Raw genomic sequence first — 16,916 nt, 5'->3', positions numbered from 1 at the left:
GGACCCCTTCTGTTCTTGTTCGTTCTGATGTTCGGCCTGGGCATCTGGATCTTTCCACCACTGGCAAGTCTGGTGAGAAACAGCGCCCTGATTGTCTTGAACCTGTCGAGTTGACAAGGAAGACATCCGATGACGATTGATCAAGGGCTGACCGGTATTTCCTCTTCCGAAATCGTCGAGTTGCCGCGCATTGCCGTCAACCAGCGCCACTTCGTCCTGCGCAGCGAAACGATCTTGCACTCTCTGCTGGATTGGGCAAACAAACAAGGCTACTATCTCTGCGACCTCGTTGCCACCGATGATCGTCTGCTCATTGACCGCACTTTCAAGTTGCACTTCATTCTATCATCAGGCGCCAGCAATGTGGATGAGCTAGTCATCCTGGAGTACTTTGTACCTGATCCCCAGCGAGCCATCTATGCTTCGGTAGCCGACATCTTTCCCAATGCCGCTCCATTGGAACAAGAGATTCATGATCTGTTTGGCCTTGTGGCCACAAGCTCTGATCAGGCGCGCTTTCAGCCCGGTTTTCTGTTGCATCCAGAGGCTTATCCACCCGAGTTCTTTCCTTTGCGTCGCCGTCGTACCTTGAACGCACTCAGAGATCTGCTTGCCCGTTCTCACCTCGGGACGATATCCCGCCATCACTAACTTGCGTGAAGGGATGTTCGAAGTGCCGGTTGGCCCGATACATGCTGGCGTTATCGAAGCCGGGCATTTTCGTTTTTTGGGGCGGTGAGGTGACTGAGGTGCTGCCCACGCCTGGATGCCAGCACCGGCATCGAGAAGCTCTTCGAGACCCACGGACCCTGCAAGATGGTTGGGAGCTTGAGATTGTATCGGGCGACCCAGCTGTTGCCCATTCGATCGCTACCGCCAAGCGGTGGAGAATCTGGCCCAGAAGAGCGTTCCAGCCGCCGTTCACCAGTGGCGGGCGCTGTTTTTGGAGCTTGAACGAATCTACAACCATATCTCGGATATGGGGCTGTTGGCTACAGGCGTTGCCTATGAGCGCGTCGCGGCGCCGCTGGCAACGCTGCGCGAATTACTCGTTCATTTTGTCAATCAACCGTTGAGCGGCAATCGCTTTTTGCGCGGCTTGAGTTACCCCGGGGCGTTCGGCCGCCAGGACTCGATATTCTCAGCCAGATTGGTTCGCACCTCGAAGTCATTGTACAAGAAGCCCTGCAGTTGGGAAAAGAGGTGCTGGAGGAGTCCACCTGTCGGGCGCGCATGTTGGAGACCGGCGTCTTGACCTGCGCCAGCTCTCTGTGCAACCGGCCTGGCAGCCCGCGCCTCAGGCTGGATCGAACACGACTTCCGGCGCCGTCACCCTTCGCCTGCTTACGCCTCTCCTGAGATCAGAAAATGCCTCGATGAAACAATCACTGGTGAGGACAAACCCTCATCGCGTCTGGCGCCAATTTATCTTCATGACCTGAAAGGCGACGTCTTCGCTCGGTTGGCTATACGCGTTGCCGAGACGGAGACCTCGCTCTACCTGGTCAAACAACTCATCCGTGCGCTGCAAACCAGAGGGCGCCCATCTCACAACCTGGCGCCCTGAACTGCGCTGGATAGCATACCTGAGATGGCCATGGGGATAGGATATGCGGAGGGCTGGCGGGGATGTGATGTATGTGGTCTTCAAAGGTCATGGAAACACGATTGCACGGTGTAAGGTAAGAGATCCTTCTACATTCAACTGGCATGTTTTTCCTAAAGCCGTTGAGCGCAAGCGGCCAGACCCGAAGGGAAAGTTCTTAGAAAATATCCTGGCAGATTTCCACTCATCAACAAGAGTTTCAACCTGTCCTATGCTGATAGACAAGTAGTGCATTTATGGGACAAGAAAGCACAGTCAACAACATTTGAGAGAATTGATGCAGAGACACGGTGAAGATCACGGCGCCATCCATGGGCCTCTCCTCGTTCATTATTCCTTCGTCATCTCGACTGCGGTTCCTGCAATGCTTGTGAACTGGAACTCAATGCGTTGACCAATCCCACCTCTCTATGACCTGGGCCGTTGGGGCATTCGTTTCGAGGTCTATCGCCCCGCCACGCCGATGTGCTTGTGCTACCGGTCCGTATGTGCGTGGCCTGACCGTGCAGCGTGCGACCGTTGAGGCCATGCCTGTACCGAGGATCGTGACGGTTGGAGACTACGCGGCGCAGAAACCATCTTGAAAGACGCGGCGGAATCGTTGCCATGCCTGATGAAATCAAGAATGCAGTTCGCGCTCACGTCTCGGGTTGTCCACCATCTCCACGAGAATTACTGGAAGCTCTGTTGCGTCTCGATGTCTCGAAGTGAATCGAGATGGACGGTTGGGCATGTCCGGTGTAAGAGAGTCTCAGGCTGTAACGTCTGGCAGCATGGGTTGTTCTGTGCTATACTCAGACAGAATCTACACCCGGAAAGCGTGATTTCGCATTGGCGACTGACTTCTTTTCGTAAACTGACCGCGGCGGCGCTAAAGAACAACTCTCTGCTCTGCGTCGGCCTTGACCCCACGCCGGAGGCGGCGCCGGCTGCGTTTCGCCAGGCCGCCAATCCGATCCTGGCCTGGAATCGGGCCATTATCGAGGCCACGGCTGACCTGGCCTGCGCGTTCAAGCCTAACATCGCTTTCTACGAGGCCTGGACGACGGCCTGGCGACTCTGGGCCACCTGCGCCTGATCCCGCCTGACACCCCGGTCATTCTGGATGCCAAGCGCGGGGACATTGGCTCCACCGCGGCCGCGTACGCCCGTGTGATCTTCGACCAGTTGGGCGTGGATGCCGTCACCCTCAGCCCGTACCTGGGCGCGGACAGCATCGCGCCATTTGCCGCCTACGCGGACCGCGGGCTGTTCATCCTTTGCCACACCTCCAATCCCGGCGCGGCCACCATCCAGGAGCTGCCCACGGCAAACGGCACGCCGCTCTATCTGCAGGTGGCGCAGCAGGCGCTAACCTGGTCGAAACACCAGAACATCGGGCTGGTCGTCGGCGCCACGTTCCCCGCGGCCCTGGCAGATGTCCGCCGGATCGCGCCGCAGGCCTGGTTCCTGGTACCCGGCGTCGGCACGCAGGGCGGCGACCTGACCGCGCCGTACGGCGGCCCTGCGCCCTGATGGGTTGGGGGCCATCATCAATGTCAGCCGTGGAGTGTCGGTTGCGAGCGATCCGCTTGCCAGGCGGCCGCGGCGCTGCGCGCGGCCATCAACGCGGCCCGAACGGCCAGGCCAACCTTGCGGCTAATCCTGCTGTTCCCACCACGGCAGCCTTGCGCACCATCCTCCTGACCGGCCTCTATCAGCTCGGCGCCATCCGTTTCGGGCAGTTCACCCCTGGCGAGCGGGTGCCCTCGCCGCTCTACATTGACCTGCGCCTGCTGGTCAGCGATCCCGCGCTCTGCAGCAGGCCGCGGCCGCCTACGCCCAAGGCGTTGACCGGCCTCTCCTACGACCGCCTGGCCGGTGTGCCCTATGCGGCGCTGCCCATCGGCGCCGTTGAGCCTGCACGTGGGCAAACCGTTGCTCTACCTGGCAGGGAGGCCAAGACCTATGGTCTGGGCAAGTCCATCGAGGGCGCCCTTGCAGCGCGGGCGGCGCGTCGTCGTGATCGAAGACCTGGTCACCAGTGGCGGCAGCACCTGAAGACGGTGGAACTGCTGCGCGGCGGGCCTGCTGGTTGAAGATGTGGTGGTGCTGATTGATCGTGAGCAGGGACGGCGCCAATCTGGCGGCCGCCGGCCTGAATTTGCACGCCGTGTTTTCTCTGAGCCAGGTGCTGACAGCCTGCACCGCCCGCCGGTTTGCTTGACGCCACTGTGCTGGCCGAGGTGCGGGCCTACCTCAACGCATGAATGCTCCTGATCTGACCACCACCTTCTGCGGCATCACCCCGCCCAACCGCTCGTCCCGGCTTCCGGCATTCTGGGCGCCAGCGCGGCGCTGGTGGCGCGGGTGGCCGCGGCGGCGCGGGCGGTCACGGCTAAATCATTCGGTCGCGCCGCGCCCGGTCATCCCAACCCGACCGTGCTCGCCTGGGCGGGCTTCATCAATGCCGTGGGCCTGGCCACCCCTGGCGTGGATGAGGAAATTGCCGTTTTGCAAGAGGCGCGCCGTCGCCTGGCGCAAAGCCGGCCAGGGGGGCGTCAAACTGGTGGCATCCATCTTTGGCACTGCGGTCGAGGATTACGCGTACCTGGCGGAACGAATGAACGAGGCGGCCCGATTTTCTGGAGATCAACATCTCCTGTCCCAATGTGCATGATGAGAAGGCGCGCCCGTTCGCGGCCAGTTGCCAGCCGCCGCCGCGGTCACCGCGGTCAAACGGGTATCCGCTGCGCCGGTGATCGTCAAGCTGTCGCCCAACGTCACCGATATCGCCGAGATTGCCCGCGCCGTGGAAGATGCGGGCGCCGATGCCACTGCGGCCATCAACACCGTGGCCTGTATGGTGATTGACATCCGCGCGCAGCGCCCCATCCTGGCGAACCGCGAGGGCGGCTTGAGCGGCCCGGCCATCGCCCGGTGGCGGTGCGCTGCATCTACCAGTGCTACCAGGCGGTCAAGATTCCGATCCTGGGCATCGGCGGCGTCAGCTGCGGCGAGGACGCGGCCGAGCTGTTGCTGGCCGGCGCCACACTGGTTGGCGTGGGGTCGGCCGTCCACAGTCGCGGCATCGCTGCCCTGGGGCAGATCCGTGATGAATTGGCGCAGTTCATGCTGGCAGAGGACTTTGGCCGGGCCGCTGAACTGGTCGGCCTGGCACACTGGCCCGCAGGGATGGCAGGATCATGATCCACCAGGCGGCTCGCATCACCGGCATCAGCGAAGAGAACTATCGGGTCAAGACCCTCCGCCTCGAACCTGGCCCCGCCGGTGGCGCGGCCGGTCAATTCGCCATGGCCTGGCTGCAAATGTGAACGAACGTCCGCTTAGCCTGTTGGACGCTGACCCCGTGCGCTTCACGGTGGCGCGCGTGGGCGCGTTCACCGCCGCCCTGCACGATCTGCGGTTGGGGGACCGTCTGTGGGTGCGCGGCCCCCTGGGCCAGGGCTTCACGGTGCGCGGCCGCCATCTGCTGCTGGTGGGCGGCGGCTACGGTGTCGCGCCCCTGCATTTTTTGGCGCGGGCTGCGCTGGCTGCCGGCGCGCAGGTCAGCGTGGTCATTGGCGCGCGTACCGCCGCGGATCTGCTCTTTATGGATCGCTTCGCTGCCCTGGGTGTGCCGGTCATCACCACCACCGATGATGGCTCGGCCGGCCGGCCGGGTTTGGTCACCGCCGGCGTGGAGCATCTGCTCGCCACGGCCACCACACCGATAGATCAACTGGCTGCGTGCGGACCAGGCCCGATGCTGACAGCCCTGGAACGCCTGGCGGCCGTGCATCATCTGCCTGCGCAGCTCAGTTGGGAGAACCGGATGCGCTGCGGCATGGGCATTTGCGGCACGTGCGCAAAGGATGGCTGGCTGGTGTGCAGCGAGGGGCCGGTGCGAAGGACTTGAACAGGCGTGACCTACGACTCCGCAGCTCTACCCAGCTCGACCAGAAAGCCCGCGGCATGGGCCAGTTAATGCGCAACAGCGGCAGCGGACGCCGTGGCGACCGGCATCTGACCGCCTCTCAGACCGAGCAATCCCACATAGAACGCCCATGACTCGGCGGCCGGCGCAAGATCCACGCCGGCGCAGGCGCCTGGCGCCGCGGCCATAGTTGAACTGTTGCTGCCAGAAGCTGCGCGTCGAGGCCTGCGTGATAGACGATCGCCTGTGGCGCGTAAATCATGCCGCCCCGTGCGCCAGCCAGCGCGCAAAATTCACGATCTTCACCTGCAGCCCAGGGAAAGCGGTATCGAAGCCACCGCGCTGGCGAAAGCGCCGGGCGGATACGGCCAGGTTGTTGGAGGCCAGGAAGCGCGCGCGCGTTGGATCGGCGTTGTAATGGGCGTAGAGGTAGCTGACAATGGCCTGGCTGGTCGCGGCAAACCGGTTGTCGGCCAGCGCATTGACGGTGCGCCCGCCCACCAGGTGGTCGGGCATGGCGGCCAGTTGCGGCCAGCGCGGCCAGCCAGCCGGGTCAGCCTGACAGTCATCATCCACGAAGGCGAGAAAATTGCCCTGCGTGACGCGCCCCCCAGGTTGCGGGCGGCGGCCGGCCCGGCGTGATTGGGCGAGCAGCCGCAGGTTGAGCTGCCCTGACCACGCGGCCGCCAGCGCAGGCGCATCCCATGACCCACCATCGTTGACCACGATGACCTCGCAAGCGTCGCGCAGCATCGAGCCGGGCGAGCGCTTGCAGGCAAGCACTCAAAGCCTGCTGGCGTCCAAAGGTGGGGATGATGATCGAAAAGGTGAGGTTGCGCATGTCGTTGCCAGGCGGCTCTGCCGCGGCTCAGAGACTGGCGACCGCATGACGCACCGCTGCCGCCACCTTCATTCATCGGCGTCGGTCATCTCCGGGTAGAGCGGCAGGGAGAAGATTTCCGCGCGATCTGTTCGCTGACAGGCAACGCACCGGCCGCGGCCAGGTGCGGATAGGGTTGGTGGCAGATGGATAGGCGCCGGATAGTGAATCAGCGTGCCGATGCCAGCCGCCTTCAGCGCCTCCTGCAGGTCATGGCGCGCCGCGCATGGCGAACCACGGCGAGAGATGATAAACACGGGCCCGCCCCAGCCGGTCCGGCGGTGTCGATACCGCTGCCCGCCAGCAGGCGATCATAGCGGGCGGCCAGCGCCTGGCGCTGCGTGTTCCAGGCGTCCAGGTGCGGTATCACCCGCAGCAGCGCGGCCTGCAGTTCATCCAGGCGACTGTTGAGGCCATGCTCCTGGCTGATGTAACGGGCGCCGGGCCAACCATACTCACGCAGGCGCGGCACGCGGGCTGCCAGCGCCGCGCCCCGCTGACCACCATCCCGCCATCGCCTGGTCGCGCCCAGGTTCTTGGTCGGATAGAAGCTGAAGCAGGCCAGATCGCCCCAGACGCCCACCGGACGATCCTGATAGCGGGCGCCGTGGGCCTGCGCACAGTCTTCGATCACGCGCAGATTGTGCTGGCGGGCGAAGGTCAGGATGGGCGCCAGGTCGGCTGGTTGACCGTAGAGATGCACGGGATGATGGCGCGGGTGGGTTGTCAGCGCCGCGGCCAGCCGCGCCGATCCAGGGTGAAAGTATCCGCTTCGATGTCCACCAGCACAGGCTGAGCGCCGCTGCTGACAATGGCCGTCACGGGTGGCCACGGCCGTGTGCGTGACGGTGATGACTTCAGCGCCGGGGCCGATGTCGCAGGCCAGCAAGGCCAGGAGCAAGGCATCGGTGCCGGAATTGACGTCGACCGCATTGGCTGCAGCGGTAAGCCTAATCAGGCGGCAAATTCGGCCTCGAACGCACTCACCTCAGGCCCCAAAATGTACCAGCCTCGCGCAGCACGCGCAAGGCCGCGGCCTCCGGATCCTTTGCCAGCGCCGCGCTGAGTCTTCAAAGCCGTTGAACGGTATGTGCATGATCGGTATCTCATCAAGGAATTCCTCACAAAGCCCTCGCAGCCTCGCAGCAATCGGTTTACTTTGTGTTCTTGGTGTCTTAGTGTGAGCCATTGTTACCAATAGTGGTGTCCGTACTTTTCGTAGTAATCCACCATGCGGCGCAGACCCTAGTCAGGGGAACCGTCGGCCGCCAACCGAGCGTAGCCTCGATCTTGGCGTAGCTCGAGTAGACATCGCCAATGTCAATCTTCTGGACGATCGGTCGGCCAGGGCGCCAGGCGCACGCGGCGTCGCCCAGTAATCTCGACCAGCATCTGCGCCAGGTCTCCCAGCGCCACCGGCCGCAGCCCACCCAGGTTGAAGACCTGCCCGGCCGCGGCCGGGATTGGCGCCTGCCAGCAAGAAGGCCCCTACCACGTCATCCACGTAGGTCAGATCACGGCGCTGGCGGCCATCCCCGTAGACCTGAATTCCGTTTCTCCAACGCCAGGCGCACGAACCAGGCGATGAAGCCCCTCGCCGGTTGTGGCGCGCTAGCTGCCGCGGGCCGTGGGTGTTGGTCAGGCGCAGCGAGCTGGCGGTCAGGCCGTAGACCTGGTGATAGATGATGGATACCACCGCCCGCCAGTTTGTTGACCCTGCCTTGATATCGGTGGGTGCTCCAAATGCTGTTCGTCCAGCGGCAGATAGTCGGGCTTGCCGTACTGCTGGCGTGTGCCCGCGCAAACGATCCTGATCGCGGGGTTGTGGCGGGCGACACGCTTCCAGGATACTCAACTGATTGCGCGCGTTGATCTCCAGATCGGTGAACGGATCGCTCATCGAATCGAGATGGCTGACCTGGCTGGCCAGGTTGAACAGGTAATCATGCCCGGGAACCAGCGCGCTCATGGCATGAGCGTCGCACATCGGCCAGGTTGACATGCACCCCGCTGGCGCACCGGCCCGATGTTGAACCAGTTGCCGCCATACGCCGGGACCAGCGAATCTACCAGCGTGACCGCCGCTTGCGGTCCAGCAGGCGCAGCGCCAGGTTGGAGCCGATGAACCCCAGGCCGCCGGTGATGAGAGCGCGCGCCGTCGTCGTAATGCCGGGCGAAATCTGGCTGATTGGCGCCAGAGAAATCCGGGTTTCTGGCCCCCTGGCTGGCTGTTGACGGTTGTCAATTCCTCACCTCTTTTCTATTTTACGGCGATGGTCCCGACCACAACCTCGTCGCCGCCCGCGGCCAGGGGCAGCCGCTGGCCCGTCTGAGGGCTGTAAAGCCCGATCAGCAGTGTAGACGCCTGCTTTCCACGCCGCCGGCGCTCCCAGGTTGCGCCGGTCTGCACCCGCTTGGCCCGGCGCCCAGGCGCTGAACGGCCGTGGGCCAAACCAAACCGGCTGGCCGTCGGCCTGCGCCACGTTGTGCCCCGCGGCGTCACGCAGATGCAGGAAAACGTTGAGATCGAGAGCCGCCGGCGCGGCCAGTTGCCAGGTCAGCGTCAATGGCAGGGTGATTGTGATCCCCTGCCGGCTGAGCGTCGGTGGAAGGCCGGCCCCGCGTCGGAGGTCGCCCCAGGTCGTGCCTGCGGGCGTGTTCCAGGTGGCGATGGGCGGCGCATTGGCGGGCGTTGGCGGTCGTCAGCCAGGGAATCTGGCGACGCCCGACGCGGCGCACGGCGGCCAGGCGTCAGGTGTCTTGCTTTCGAACAACGCCGCCGCGCCTTGCACACGCCAACGGCGCTGCAGGTCCGCCCAGGTGCTGCCCTGAAACAGTCCGACCGCTGGCGCCCAGGTTTTCGGCAGGTACCAGGGCAGCGTTTCGACCACAATCAGCCCGCCGACTGCCAGCGGCCTGGCGGATACCAGAGGGTTGCGATGGCCGGGCGCTGGCTGGGATCATCGGCCAGGCTGCCATCCGGCGTCAAGGCAAACGGCCACAGATGCAGGTCGGCGGGCAGTGGCGTTTGCGTTCGCCAAAAGCTGCGCCAGCGTGTCAGGCCCCATTTGCCGTCATCCACCAGCCTTATAGCCGAGCAAACTCACGCGCCTGCCGAACACCAGCGGCGTGCGGATTGCAGGGTGGGGTTGGGTGAGCAGCCCGGAGCGGTCGGCGCGGGCGAAGCCGAAGAAAGCGTCCGGGAGTACACATTTCGCATAGTCTGGTTCATAGGAAGGCAATGAACATTCGGTGCGAGGGGGTGCGCCGGGCGCGGGCTGCTGCAGGAGAACGAAGCCATCGGCTGCATCTGTGATCTGCCAGCCCTGCGCGATCAGGTCGAGCACCGCGCGTTGAATTTCGGCCGGGTGGCGGTCGGTGGCGCCGGTGACATCCACCAGCGCCCAGGCGGCGTCGCCCAGGATGGGGAACTTGTAGAGCTTGGTGCGATGGCTGAAGTGCGGGTAGAGCGCGGTGGACGCTGCCGGGCGCGGCGGTTGGCGCCTGTGCGCTGAAGCGGGCGAGCAGGGCCGCGTGCGGCGTCACATCCGGCCAGCGGAACTCACGGCCCAGGGGGGTGTAGCCCGCCATGATCTGGTAGGCGAATGCCCACAGCAGCAGCCAGGCCAGGGTCAGGCGTCCGGCACGGGGGCGAACGGCGAGCAGGCGGCGCACGCCCACCAGGGCAGCCATCGCCACAAAGGGCACGAGCGGCGCCGAATAGTGAAATTCTCCGCTGAACTGGGCCGGATACGCGCTGAAGAGATTGGCGATCAACAAGGGGGCGCTGAGCAGCAGAATCTCCGGGGCCAGCAGGCTGAGAAAACCAAACGGCGCAAGGAGGCCGGCCAGGTAGGTCAGCCGTGACGGTTCGGCGGCAATTTCCCAGACCAGGGCCGGCTGCGTGAAGAAACTCCTGACGATGGAAAGGGGGGAATCTCCGAGCGCGCCGTAGCGGGCGAAATAGACCGATTGATCCACGCCGTAGACCTGCGCGGCGTAGCGGGGGATGATGACGAAGGTGGCGAGATAGAACCAGCCCAGGCTGAGCAGCATGACCAGCAGACCGGCCGTGATTGCGGACAGGCGCGGCAGGCGGGCGCGCCATCCAGGTTGCCGGTCGCGGGATGGCGGGTTTGGACTGATCGCTTCACGGTCGCGCCGCCGCGCCAGCCAGGCCTGGCTGAGGACATACAGCCCCAGCATGAAGGCCAGCAGAGCCGCTTCTTCCTTGACGCTCATGAGGACGAGGCAGGCGAGGACGAATCCCCACCAGTGACGGCGCTCATTGCACCAAAACGCCAGCAGAACCGGCGTGACGGCGAGGGGAATGGCGTGGAACTCGGCCAGGTTGGCGGCTTGCAGGGCGGGGAAGAGCAGGTAGGCCAGGGCCAGGACTAACGGCGCCCATGTAGCCAGTCCGGCGCTCGACGAGCGCAGCATGGCGCGGGCCAGGGCAAAGATGACGAGGGCACCGCTGCCCAGCGCCAGCGTTTGCACGATCAGCAGGGCGCGCACATCGTTCCACAGGTGAAAAACAAGCGAGAGGGGCAGGAAGATCGGTTCGACGTGATCGGTCAGGCGGGTGCTGACGAAATCGTCCTTGATTTCTTGCACGAAGCGCCCCTGACTCGTGTTCCAGATCGCCAGGTCCATCTGGCCCAGGTCAGCCATGTGGGTACGCAGCGCCTGGTGGGGGCGGATGGACAGTAGGGAGAAGCCGACGACGTAGAGCACGAACAGCGCGAGGACGGCCGCCCGTACCCGGTCCCTGCTCAGGCGGGAACTGTGCCGGTCAGATGATGGGCGGGAACTGACGTTTGGCGGCGGTCCCCGCTGCGTCGCCCATTGCCAGGTTGCGACCGCGGCTGCGCCGCCGATTTCACCGATGATCATCCACAGACGGGCCACGATGGCGATGATGGCGGGCAGCGGCGCGCTGAAGAGGCCCTGCAGCAGGAGGACCAGCACGCCTTCGCGCACGCCGAGGCCGCTGGGCGTCAACAGGCTGAGGTAGCCAATCACGTAGGCGGCCGCATAGCCGGCAATCAGCCAGGGCACTTGCGCGGATGCAACCGGGGCCAGTCCGGCCGCCAGGGCGCTGAAGCCCAGGCCAAAGCCAAGCCAGACCAGGCCGTAGGTGAGCAGGAGGCGCGCCAGGTCAACGACGGTCAGGGTGATGCGCAGAGGCGGGCGCTTGAGGCGGGTCAGCGCCCAGTTCAAGGTGGTTTCGAGCACCCGCGGGTGCAGAAAGATCAAACCGAGCGGCGCCAGCCAGAGCGCCGGGCGCAGGCGATCGAACCAGGCGCCCTGCCCGGCCAGGGCAAAGTAGACCGCGGCCAGCAGCAGCCCGGCCAGGGTGGAGATGGCCTGGTGCAGCGCGATGCTGGTGAAGGTGACGGTGCGCGCAATGCCGAGCCGGTTGCACATTTCGGCCATGCCCAGGAACCGCCAGACGTTGCCGGGGATGTAGCGGATGATGTTGGACAGGAACCAGATGCGGGCCGCCTCGCCAAAGCGCAGCGATCCACCGAGGCGCCCCAGGATGAAGCGCCACTGGTTCAGTTCCAGGAGCCAGGTGAGCCACAGCAAGGCAAGGGCCAGCAGCAGCCAGCCAATCTCGATCTGCCAGGGGTAGGCCTGCAGTTGCTGCCATTGGGTTGCGATCAGCGCGCCCAGAAACACGACAGCCAGGACAAAGATGCCCGTTTGCAGCCAGGGACGGAGGCGGGCCAACCGCCGTCTCCGCCCCGGTTCAGGCGGAGACGGAAAGAAACCAGGTTCCGCGGGCGAAACCTGGTTTCCGTTGGTTGATACTGGTGGCTGACTCATGCCGGTCAGTATAACACCGCCCTGACGCCGTCAGCAAATTGCCGGGAATGGCTTTTGCTCACTGCCCCGGCGTCTGGCGCATGGGCATGGTGATGAAGGTGAGGCCGAGGTACGGCTTGGCGGCATCGTCCGGGTGCTGGCCCAGCGTCACCGTGACCGTTTGCTCGTCCGTACTACGACGGAAGGTGATTTCGACCTGATCGCCCGGCTTGTGCGCGGCGATGGCTTCTGGCCAGGGTCAGGCCCTGATCGAGCTTCTTGTTGCCGACTGCGGTGATCAGATCGCCCGCCTGCAGGCCGGCGTTGGCGGCCGGGCCGTCGGCGACGACCTCGCGGATCATGGCGCCGTTCATGCCCATCACGCCTGGCCCCATCGGCATCTGATCGTCAGGCATCACGGGCACGTAGGGCAAACCGGGGATCGGCGTTTGCTGATTCGGCCGCCGTGAATCGTCCGGCGTCAGTGTTCGTTGAATCTCGATGGTTTGCCGATTTCGACCAATGGCGAAGCCGGCCACGCCGCCAATGGCGGCGGACACGGCGGCCACCAGGCACAACGCAATCACCGCCACTGCTGCGATGAGCACAATCCTGTTACGCGAACTGTTATTCTCGTTCATTGTGAATCTCCTTTTCTTGTGCTGTATCTTCTCAATTTGTCGGGGCGCACCCTTGCGGTCGCCCACGCGGGCAGGCGCAAGACCATGCCCCTACTGGTCACAGCCAGATTTGTCGAATGTTCTACCGTCAACTATACTCAAAGCCTATGATACGTGTCAATAATTGGTTTCGCTCTCATTATTTTCGCGGCGTTCGGTCAATCCAGGACACCTCCCGCTCGGTATGCGGACCTCAGCGCCGCCTGGTTTTCGCCTCCATATTCAGCCTGACTCTACTCGCTCAGCGTGCTGACCCCGGCGGCCTAGGCTGATCCACACGGCTGCACCGGTGCGGATGTCAACTACAACTGCAATTTCAACAATTTCTATTCGACGCCCTATGGGCTCCGCCGATGGCTGGGCGCCCTTTGTGCTCAGTGGCTCGGCCGCGTTCGTCGAAGCGGTGGATACCTACTTCGGCCCGCCCTCGCTGCAAGATCTGGTCCGACGGCGGCACGTTTCAGGCCGGCGTTTTTCAACAGGTGCGCAACCTCACGCCTGGCGCCACCTACCTGGCCTCAGTCGGCTGGGCCGCGCCCAATGAGCCGGACGCGTTCGGTCGCAAACTCGGTCTCGATCCCAGCGGCGGCGCCGATCCCACCTCGGCCAACGTGATCTGGGGGGCGACGCACTATGGGCCGGGGCGCTTTGGCAACTATTCGACGCCCGGCGATCCCAACCTGGATGTACGCGCGGTGGCCAGGAGCGATACGCTCACGATCTTCTTCTTCGTGGATCACAACTACAGCACAGGCGCTAACATGATCTTTGTGGACGCGATCAGCCTGGTGCTGCGACGACAGTCAGCCGGTCGCGCCGCCCTTTCACCGATACCCGCGTCCTCCGGCCTGGCCGAATCACGGCCTAAGGCGGTTGCAGCCACCAACACCCCCGCGCCGACGGTGACGCCGACGCCAACCGTGTCAGCCACGCCCACGGGCACCCCAACCGCCACGCCGACGCCAACACCCACAGCAAGCCCCAGCGCCACCCCTTCAGCGACCGCGACGCCCACGGCCACGCGACCGCCGCGGGCCACAGCCACCCCAACCATCGCGCCGACCGGGCTTAGCGCCATCGCCCGCGCACGGCGTCCGTTACTGCTGCCCGTTGGTTTTACCGCCCTGGTCGGCTCAGTTGGACTGGGCGGCCTGCTCAGGCGACGGCGCCCGCCATCACAGTGAGTGACCGAGTCCTTCGCCTGATGGGTAACATCGAGTTATCTTCTTTCCGTTTCATGCTGCAAGCTGATCGAAGTGCAGATAATGCGGGAACTGATCTTCATCATTCGATCTGGACGGTCATGAACACCCGTGATAGGAGGCATACGCGTTGGCTTTTTTGCTATGCTGGTATGCCCAATACTGATAAATCGCTCTACATAGTCATCAAGAAAATCCCGTTTGCCCCAGAAGACGCGACCGATTTCCCGACAGTAAGCCATGAAGCATTGTGCGCCTTTGAGCTGCTGCTTGATCTCCTCTTCTGATCCTTTCGTCGCTTTCATTTCGATATAGAGGATAACCCTTTTTCTGCTGGTGTTGGCAAAAACAACGAAGTCTGCGCGTTTGCATTCACCCCTTGTATTGCGAAACACGGTCTTCGGGGACTGGAAAGCATCCACCCTGATCGCAATCGTTGCGTCTGGCAGGCCGTAGATCGTCACTGAAGACGATGGTCGTTGAGGCTCTGTGAGTTCGATCTGGTATTTGCCGTAGTGGTCTTTCAATGGCAACTTGACGGTGTCCTTGATCATCTCGTGGAGGATGTCGAGATCGAACATGTCAGTTCTCCTCCCAGATGATTTCTTCCTGGATGCGGTTCATCGTTTCGATAGTTGCGTCGAAACTGCGCGCTTCGATGCCGTATTCTGGGCTTATGTCGGCCGGGGTCAGGGTTTGATAGCGGCGTCTGCGCTGACCATTATCTCGCTTGACTAAGCCTTTTTCGGCGATGTACACCCGAATTCTTTCAGCGGAAAGCAGCTCTTCCGCCCGGTAGCCCTCCCTCTCTGCGATTCGTTTGAGATGCGGCCTATCGTGATTGAGCATGATGAGTGTGTTGAGTTCCTTGGTGATGTACTCGCTGTGTGTTGTGAGAAAGACCTTGATACCGAGGTTTACCAGCCTGGCAAGAAGTCGTGCTACGCGGCGTTGGTTTTCAGGATGTAGATTCAGTTCTGGCTCATCAACCATCAGCAGGTCTCCGGGCTGTGCTACGTGTCTGAGATAGAATCCGATATTAAGTAGCGAGCGCACTGCACTGGAACTCTCATCCATTGATAGTTTGATCCGTGGTTTGCTGCGCGGTGCAAAATAGAGGCCGTCATTCTCGGTAACAGAATACTCGCCCCCAATGACATCGGCAAAATCGGCCAGTATGTCAGGATGCTTTTCTGCAATAAAACTTGTTCTCTTGGCGATCGTCTCGAGCTGTCTGGCAAAATCAACATTGTTCTTGACGGGCAGTGCGTAGTCTTGATAAACCTTGAATAGCAGGTCCATGGGGTTGAAACTCTTGTCAGCCTGACTCATTTCTTCAAGCAGACGGTTGCGCGCAAAATTCAACTCCTTGCGAAAAATGGCAGCGCCCGTCCGCTCTGCACTGGCGATGAACGGATTGGGAAACACACGGCCAAAGATGACATCCTTGATCGCGCTGCCAACGATCTGCCCAACGATCGCGTGAGGCAGTCTGATCTTCTCTTTCTCGACCAGCAACGTGATGACTAGATCAGAACTCCCTTCGCTCTTCGTGATGGACAAACGCTCTGCGTTTGCTGAACTAATTCGTCGTTCATACGTGTCCACCAGTTGAATGTCGCCAGGATCCAGGCGGACTTGAAATTCGGTATCCTGGAAGCGAGGCGCGGGCGCCGCAAACACCATGGGTAGTTGCTCCCGGTACTGGTCGCAGCCAACTTCAAGAATACCATCGGCTTCCGCTGTGTACTTCGTCAGGTCCAAGTGAACCACTCCTTCGCGAAACAACCGATTGATGTCCTCGTCCCTGACGCTGACGGAATACTTTTCCCGCCAAAAAGTCAGAAAACCGAAAAGCGCATACGTAGCGTAGGTCTTTCCTGTGTTGTTCTCTCCACAAATAATCGTCATGTCGCCAAGAGAGAATTCAGCTTCTTCCAGTGGGCCAAGATTCTTGATTTGTATCTTCATCGGTTTTCTCCCATTGCCGACCACTCTGCACTCGCTGCGTAGGCTTTCCCCGTCTCACGGAAGACCTGGAGAATCGCTGCACGTTCCTCGTTCAGTTTTGATAGTACGGAGCGTCAGCATTTCGATTCAGCAACGGCGCTATCGTCAGCGGTGTAGATCCTGCGCCCTGATCTGATGATCTCCTTCTGGAACACAGTCGAGACTTCACGACCATTGACCAAGTCCACAGATCTATTGAGCGCACCCTCCAGGGCGTAATGACAGGGCGTTAGCATTAACTGAGACTGATGTCGAGCTTCTGTCGGAGGAGCAACACCGCAATATCCACGTCACTCGTGGGCCATTCATCGGCGGTGCCGAATGACCCAAAGAGATAGATCGCCTGGGTGGTAGGGTAGTGTTGTAGAATGATGCGCACAATGCTGTCATATTTGTTCACATTTGCACCTCTCCGCTCGCTATTTCGGCATGGTTGAAAACTGCTGCCACCCTGACCCTCTGTATCCGATGTCGCACGGGCGCCCATCACTTTACATAAATCGGATTGCTAAAAATCCAGCCGCGGGCTTTGCCCCAGGCGCGGCGCCAGGCCTCGACCCGGTAGATGCCCGGCTGCGGCGATGCGTAGCTCAGGGCTGGTTCCGCGAGCTTGCGCCACGACCTGCCCGTTGCGCAGCAGCAGGGGTGCGCCTGGCCGGGCGTGACGATCTCGAAGCGCACCGCCTGCCCATTGGCCGCCAGGGCATCGCCCATGATGGCTGTCTCCTGCCCGTTGCTGGCCGTGAAGCGGAAGCCGCGTGTGGCGCCCGGCAGGTCATAGCCCACAGGCATGGCCGGCACGCAGCGTCGC

General features: G+C 62.5%; 17 protein-coding genes. 8 read left to right on the top strand and 9 right to left on the bottom strand.

What is annotated here, in order from left to right; translation table 11 throughout:
• Positions 1–129 precede the first annotated feature (129 nt).
• The 7 genes from IPG14_RS18975 (at position 130) to IPG14_RS18945 (ending at position 5,504) form a co-directional block, all read left to right on the top strand.
• Positions 130–651, top strand: a complete 522-nt coding sequence (locus IPG14_RS18975; protein WP_343392842.1) for an NADH-quinone oxidoreductase subunit C — start codon at positions 130–132, stop codon at positions 649–651.
• Positions 652–2,426: 1,775 nt separating this feature from the next.
• Positions 2,427–2,684, top strand: a complete 258-nt coding sequence (locus tag IPG14_RS18970) for a hypothetical protein (RefSeq protein ID WP_343392841.1) — start codon at positions 2,427–2,429, stop codon at positions 2,682–2,684.
• On the top strand, positions 2,645–3,121 hold the full coding sequence (pyrF, locus tag IPG14_RS18965; protein ID WP_343392846.1) for an orotidine-5'-phosphate decarboxylase: 477 nt from the start codon (positions 2,645–2,647) through the stop codon (positions 3,119–3,121). Before IPG14_RS18970 ends, pyrF begins: the two co-directional genes overlap by 40 nt.
• Positions 3,122–3,162: 41 nt before the next feature.
• Positions 3,163–3,684, top strand: a complete 522-nt coding sequence (locus IPG14_RS18960; RefSeq protein ID WP_343392840.1) for a hypothetical protein — start codon at positions 3,163–3,165, stop codon at positions 3,682–3,684.
• A gap of 841 nt (positions 3,685–4,525) precedes the next feature.
• Entirely contained in the window at positions 4,526–4,795 is a 270-nt protein-coding gene (locus tag IPG14_RS18955) for a hypothetical protein (RefSeq protein WP_343392839.1), read from the top strand.
• Entirely contained in the window at positions 4,792–4,920 is a 129-nt protein-coding gene (locus IPG14_RS18950; protein ID WP_343392838.1) for a hypothetical protein, read from the top strand. The genes IPG14_RS18955 and IPG14_RS18950 overlap by 4 nt, the downstream gene beginning before the upstream one ends.
• A gap of 35 nt (positions 4,921–4,955) precedes the next feature.
• The gene (locus tag IPG14_RS18945) at positions 4,956–5,504 is read left to right on the top strand and encodes a dihydroorotate dehydrogenase electron transfer subunit (RefSeq protein WP_343392837.1); all 549 of its coding nucleotides are present in this window, start codon (positions 4,956–4,958) and stop codon (positions 5,502–5,504) included.
• Between the two features lie 276 nt (positions 5,505–5,780).
• Here the strand turns inward: IPG14_RS18945 and IPG14_RS18940 are convergent, their stop codons facing one another.
• The 5 genes from IPG14_RS18940 to IPG14_RS18920 all read right to left on the bottom strand — a co-directional run bounded on the left by IPG14_RS18940 (position 5,781) and on the right by IPG14_RS18920 (position 12,854).
• Positions 5,781–6,305 (bottom strand): glycosyltransferase, encoded by a 525-nt coding sequence (locus tag IPG14_RS18940; RefSeq protein WP_343392836.1) that lies wholly within the window; start codon positions 6,303–6,305, stop codon positions 5,781–5,783.
• A gap of 290 nt (positions 6,306–6,595) precedes the next feature.
• Positions 6,596–7,303, bottom strand: coding sequence for a DegT/DnrJ/EryC1/StrS family aminotransferase (locus tag IPG14_RS18935; protein WP_343392835.1), 708 nt, complete (start codon positions 7,301–7,303; stop codon positions 6,596–6,598).
• A 348-nt stretch (positions 7,304–7,651) separates the two neighbouring features.
• A complete protein-coding gene (locus IPG14_RS18930) occupies positions 7,652–8,302 on the bottom strand; it encodes an NAD-dependent epimerase/dehydratase family protein (protein ID WP_343392845.1) in 651 nt (216 codons plus the stop codon).
• Between the two features lie 1,328 nt (positions 8,303–9,630).
• Positions 9,631–12,138: a DUF2079 domain-containing protein gene (locus IPG14_RS18925; protein ID WP_343392834.1), complete on the bottom strand. Its 2,508-nt coding sequence runs from the start codon at positions 12,136–12,138 to the stop codon at positions 9,631–9,633.
• A 269-nt stretch (positions 12,139–12,407) separates the two neighbouring features.
• Positions 12,408–12,854, bottom strand: a complete 447-nt coding sequence (locus tag IPG14_RS18920) for a PDZ domain-containing protein (protein WP_343392833.1) — start codon at positions 12,852–12,854, stop codon at positions 12,408–12,410.
• 521 nt (positions 12,855–13,375) lie between these two features.
• Here IPG14_RS18920 and IPG14_RS18915 point away from each other — a divergent pair.
• Positions 13,376–14,077, top strand: coding sequence for a hypothetical protein (locus IPG14_RS18915; RefSeq protein WP_343392832.1), 702 nt, complete (start codon positions 13,376–13,378; stop codon positions 14,075–14,077).
• A 35-nt stretch (positions 14,078–14,112) separates the two neighbouring features.
• Here the strand turns inward: IPG14_RS18915 and IPG14_RS18910 are convergent, their stop codons facing one another.
• The 4 genes from IPG14_RS18910 to IPG14_RS18895 all read right to left on the bottom strand — a co-directional run bounded on the left by IPG14_RS18910 (position 14,113) and on the right by IPG14_RS18895 (position 16,897).
• A complete protein-coding gene (locus IPG14_RS18910; protein WP_343392831.1) occupies positions 14,113–14,676 on the bottom strand; it encodes a hypothetical protein in 564 nt (187 codons plus the stop codon).
• A gap of 1 nt (position 14,677) precedes the next feature.
• The gene (locus IPG14_RS18905; RefSeq protein WP_343392830.1) at positions 14,678–16,066 is read right to left on the bottom strand and encodes an AAA family ATPase; all 1,389 of its coding nucleotides are present in this window, start codon (positions 16,064–16,066) and stop codon (positions 14,678–14,680) included.
• A 274-nt stretch (positions 16,067–16,340) separates the two neighbouring features.
• Positions 16,341–16,484 (bottom strand): nucleotidyltransferase domain-containing protein, encoded by a 144-nt coding sequence (locus tag IPG14_RS18900; protein WP_343392829.1) that lies wholly within the window; start codon positions 16,482–16,484, stop codon positions 16,341–16,343.
• 107 nt (positions 16,485–16,591) lie between these two features.
• Positions 16,592–16,897 carry a hypothetical protein gene (locus IPG14_RS18895; RefSeq protein ID WP_343392828.1) on the bottom strand — a complete coding sequence of 102 codons (306 nt, stop codon included), beginning with the start codon at positions 16,895–16,897 and terminating at the stop codon, positions 16,592–16,594.
• Between the last annotated feature and the right edge of the window lie 19 nt (positions 16,898–16,916).

Origin of the sequence: Candidatus Amarobacter glycogenicus, from assembly GCF_016704105.1 — a bacterium.
Classification (GTDB): domain Bacteria; phylum Chloroflexota; class Dehalococcoidia; order Tepidiformales; family Tepidiformaceae; genus Amarobacter; species Amarobacter glycogenicus.
The sequence above is the reverse complement of the archived record's forward strand: the minus strand, read 5'-3'. Positions and strand labels throughout refer to the sequence as shown.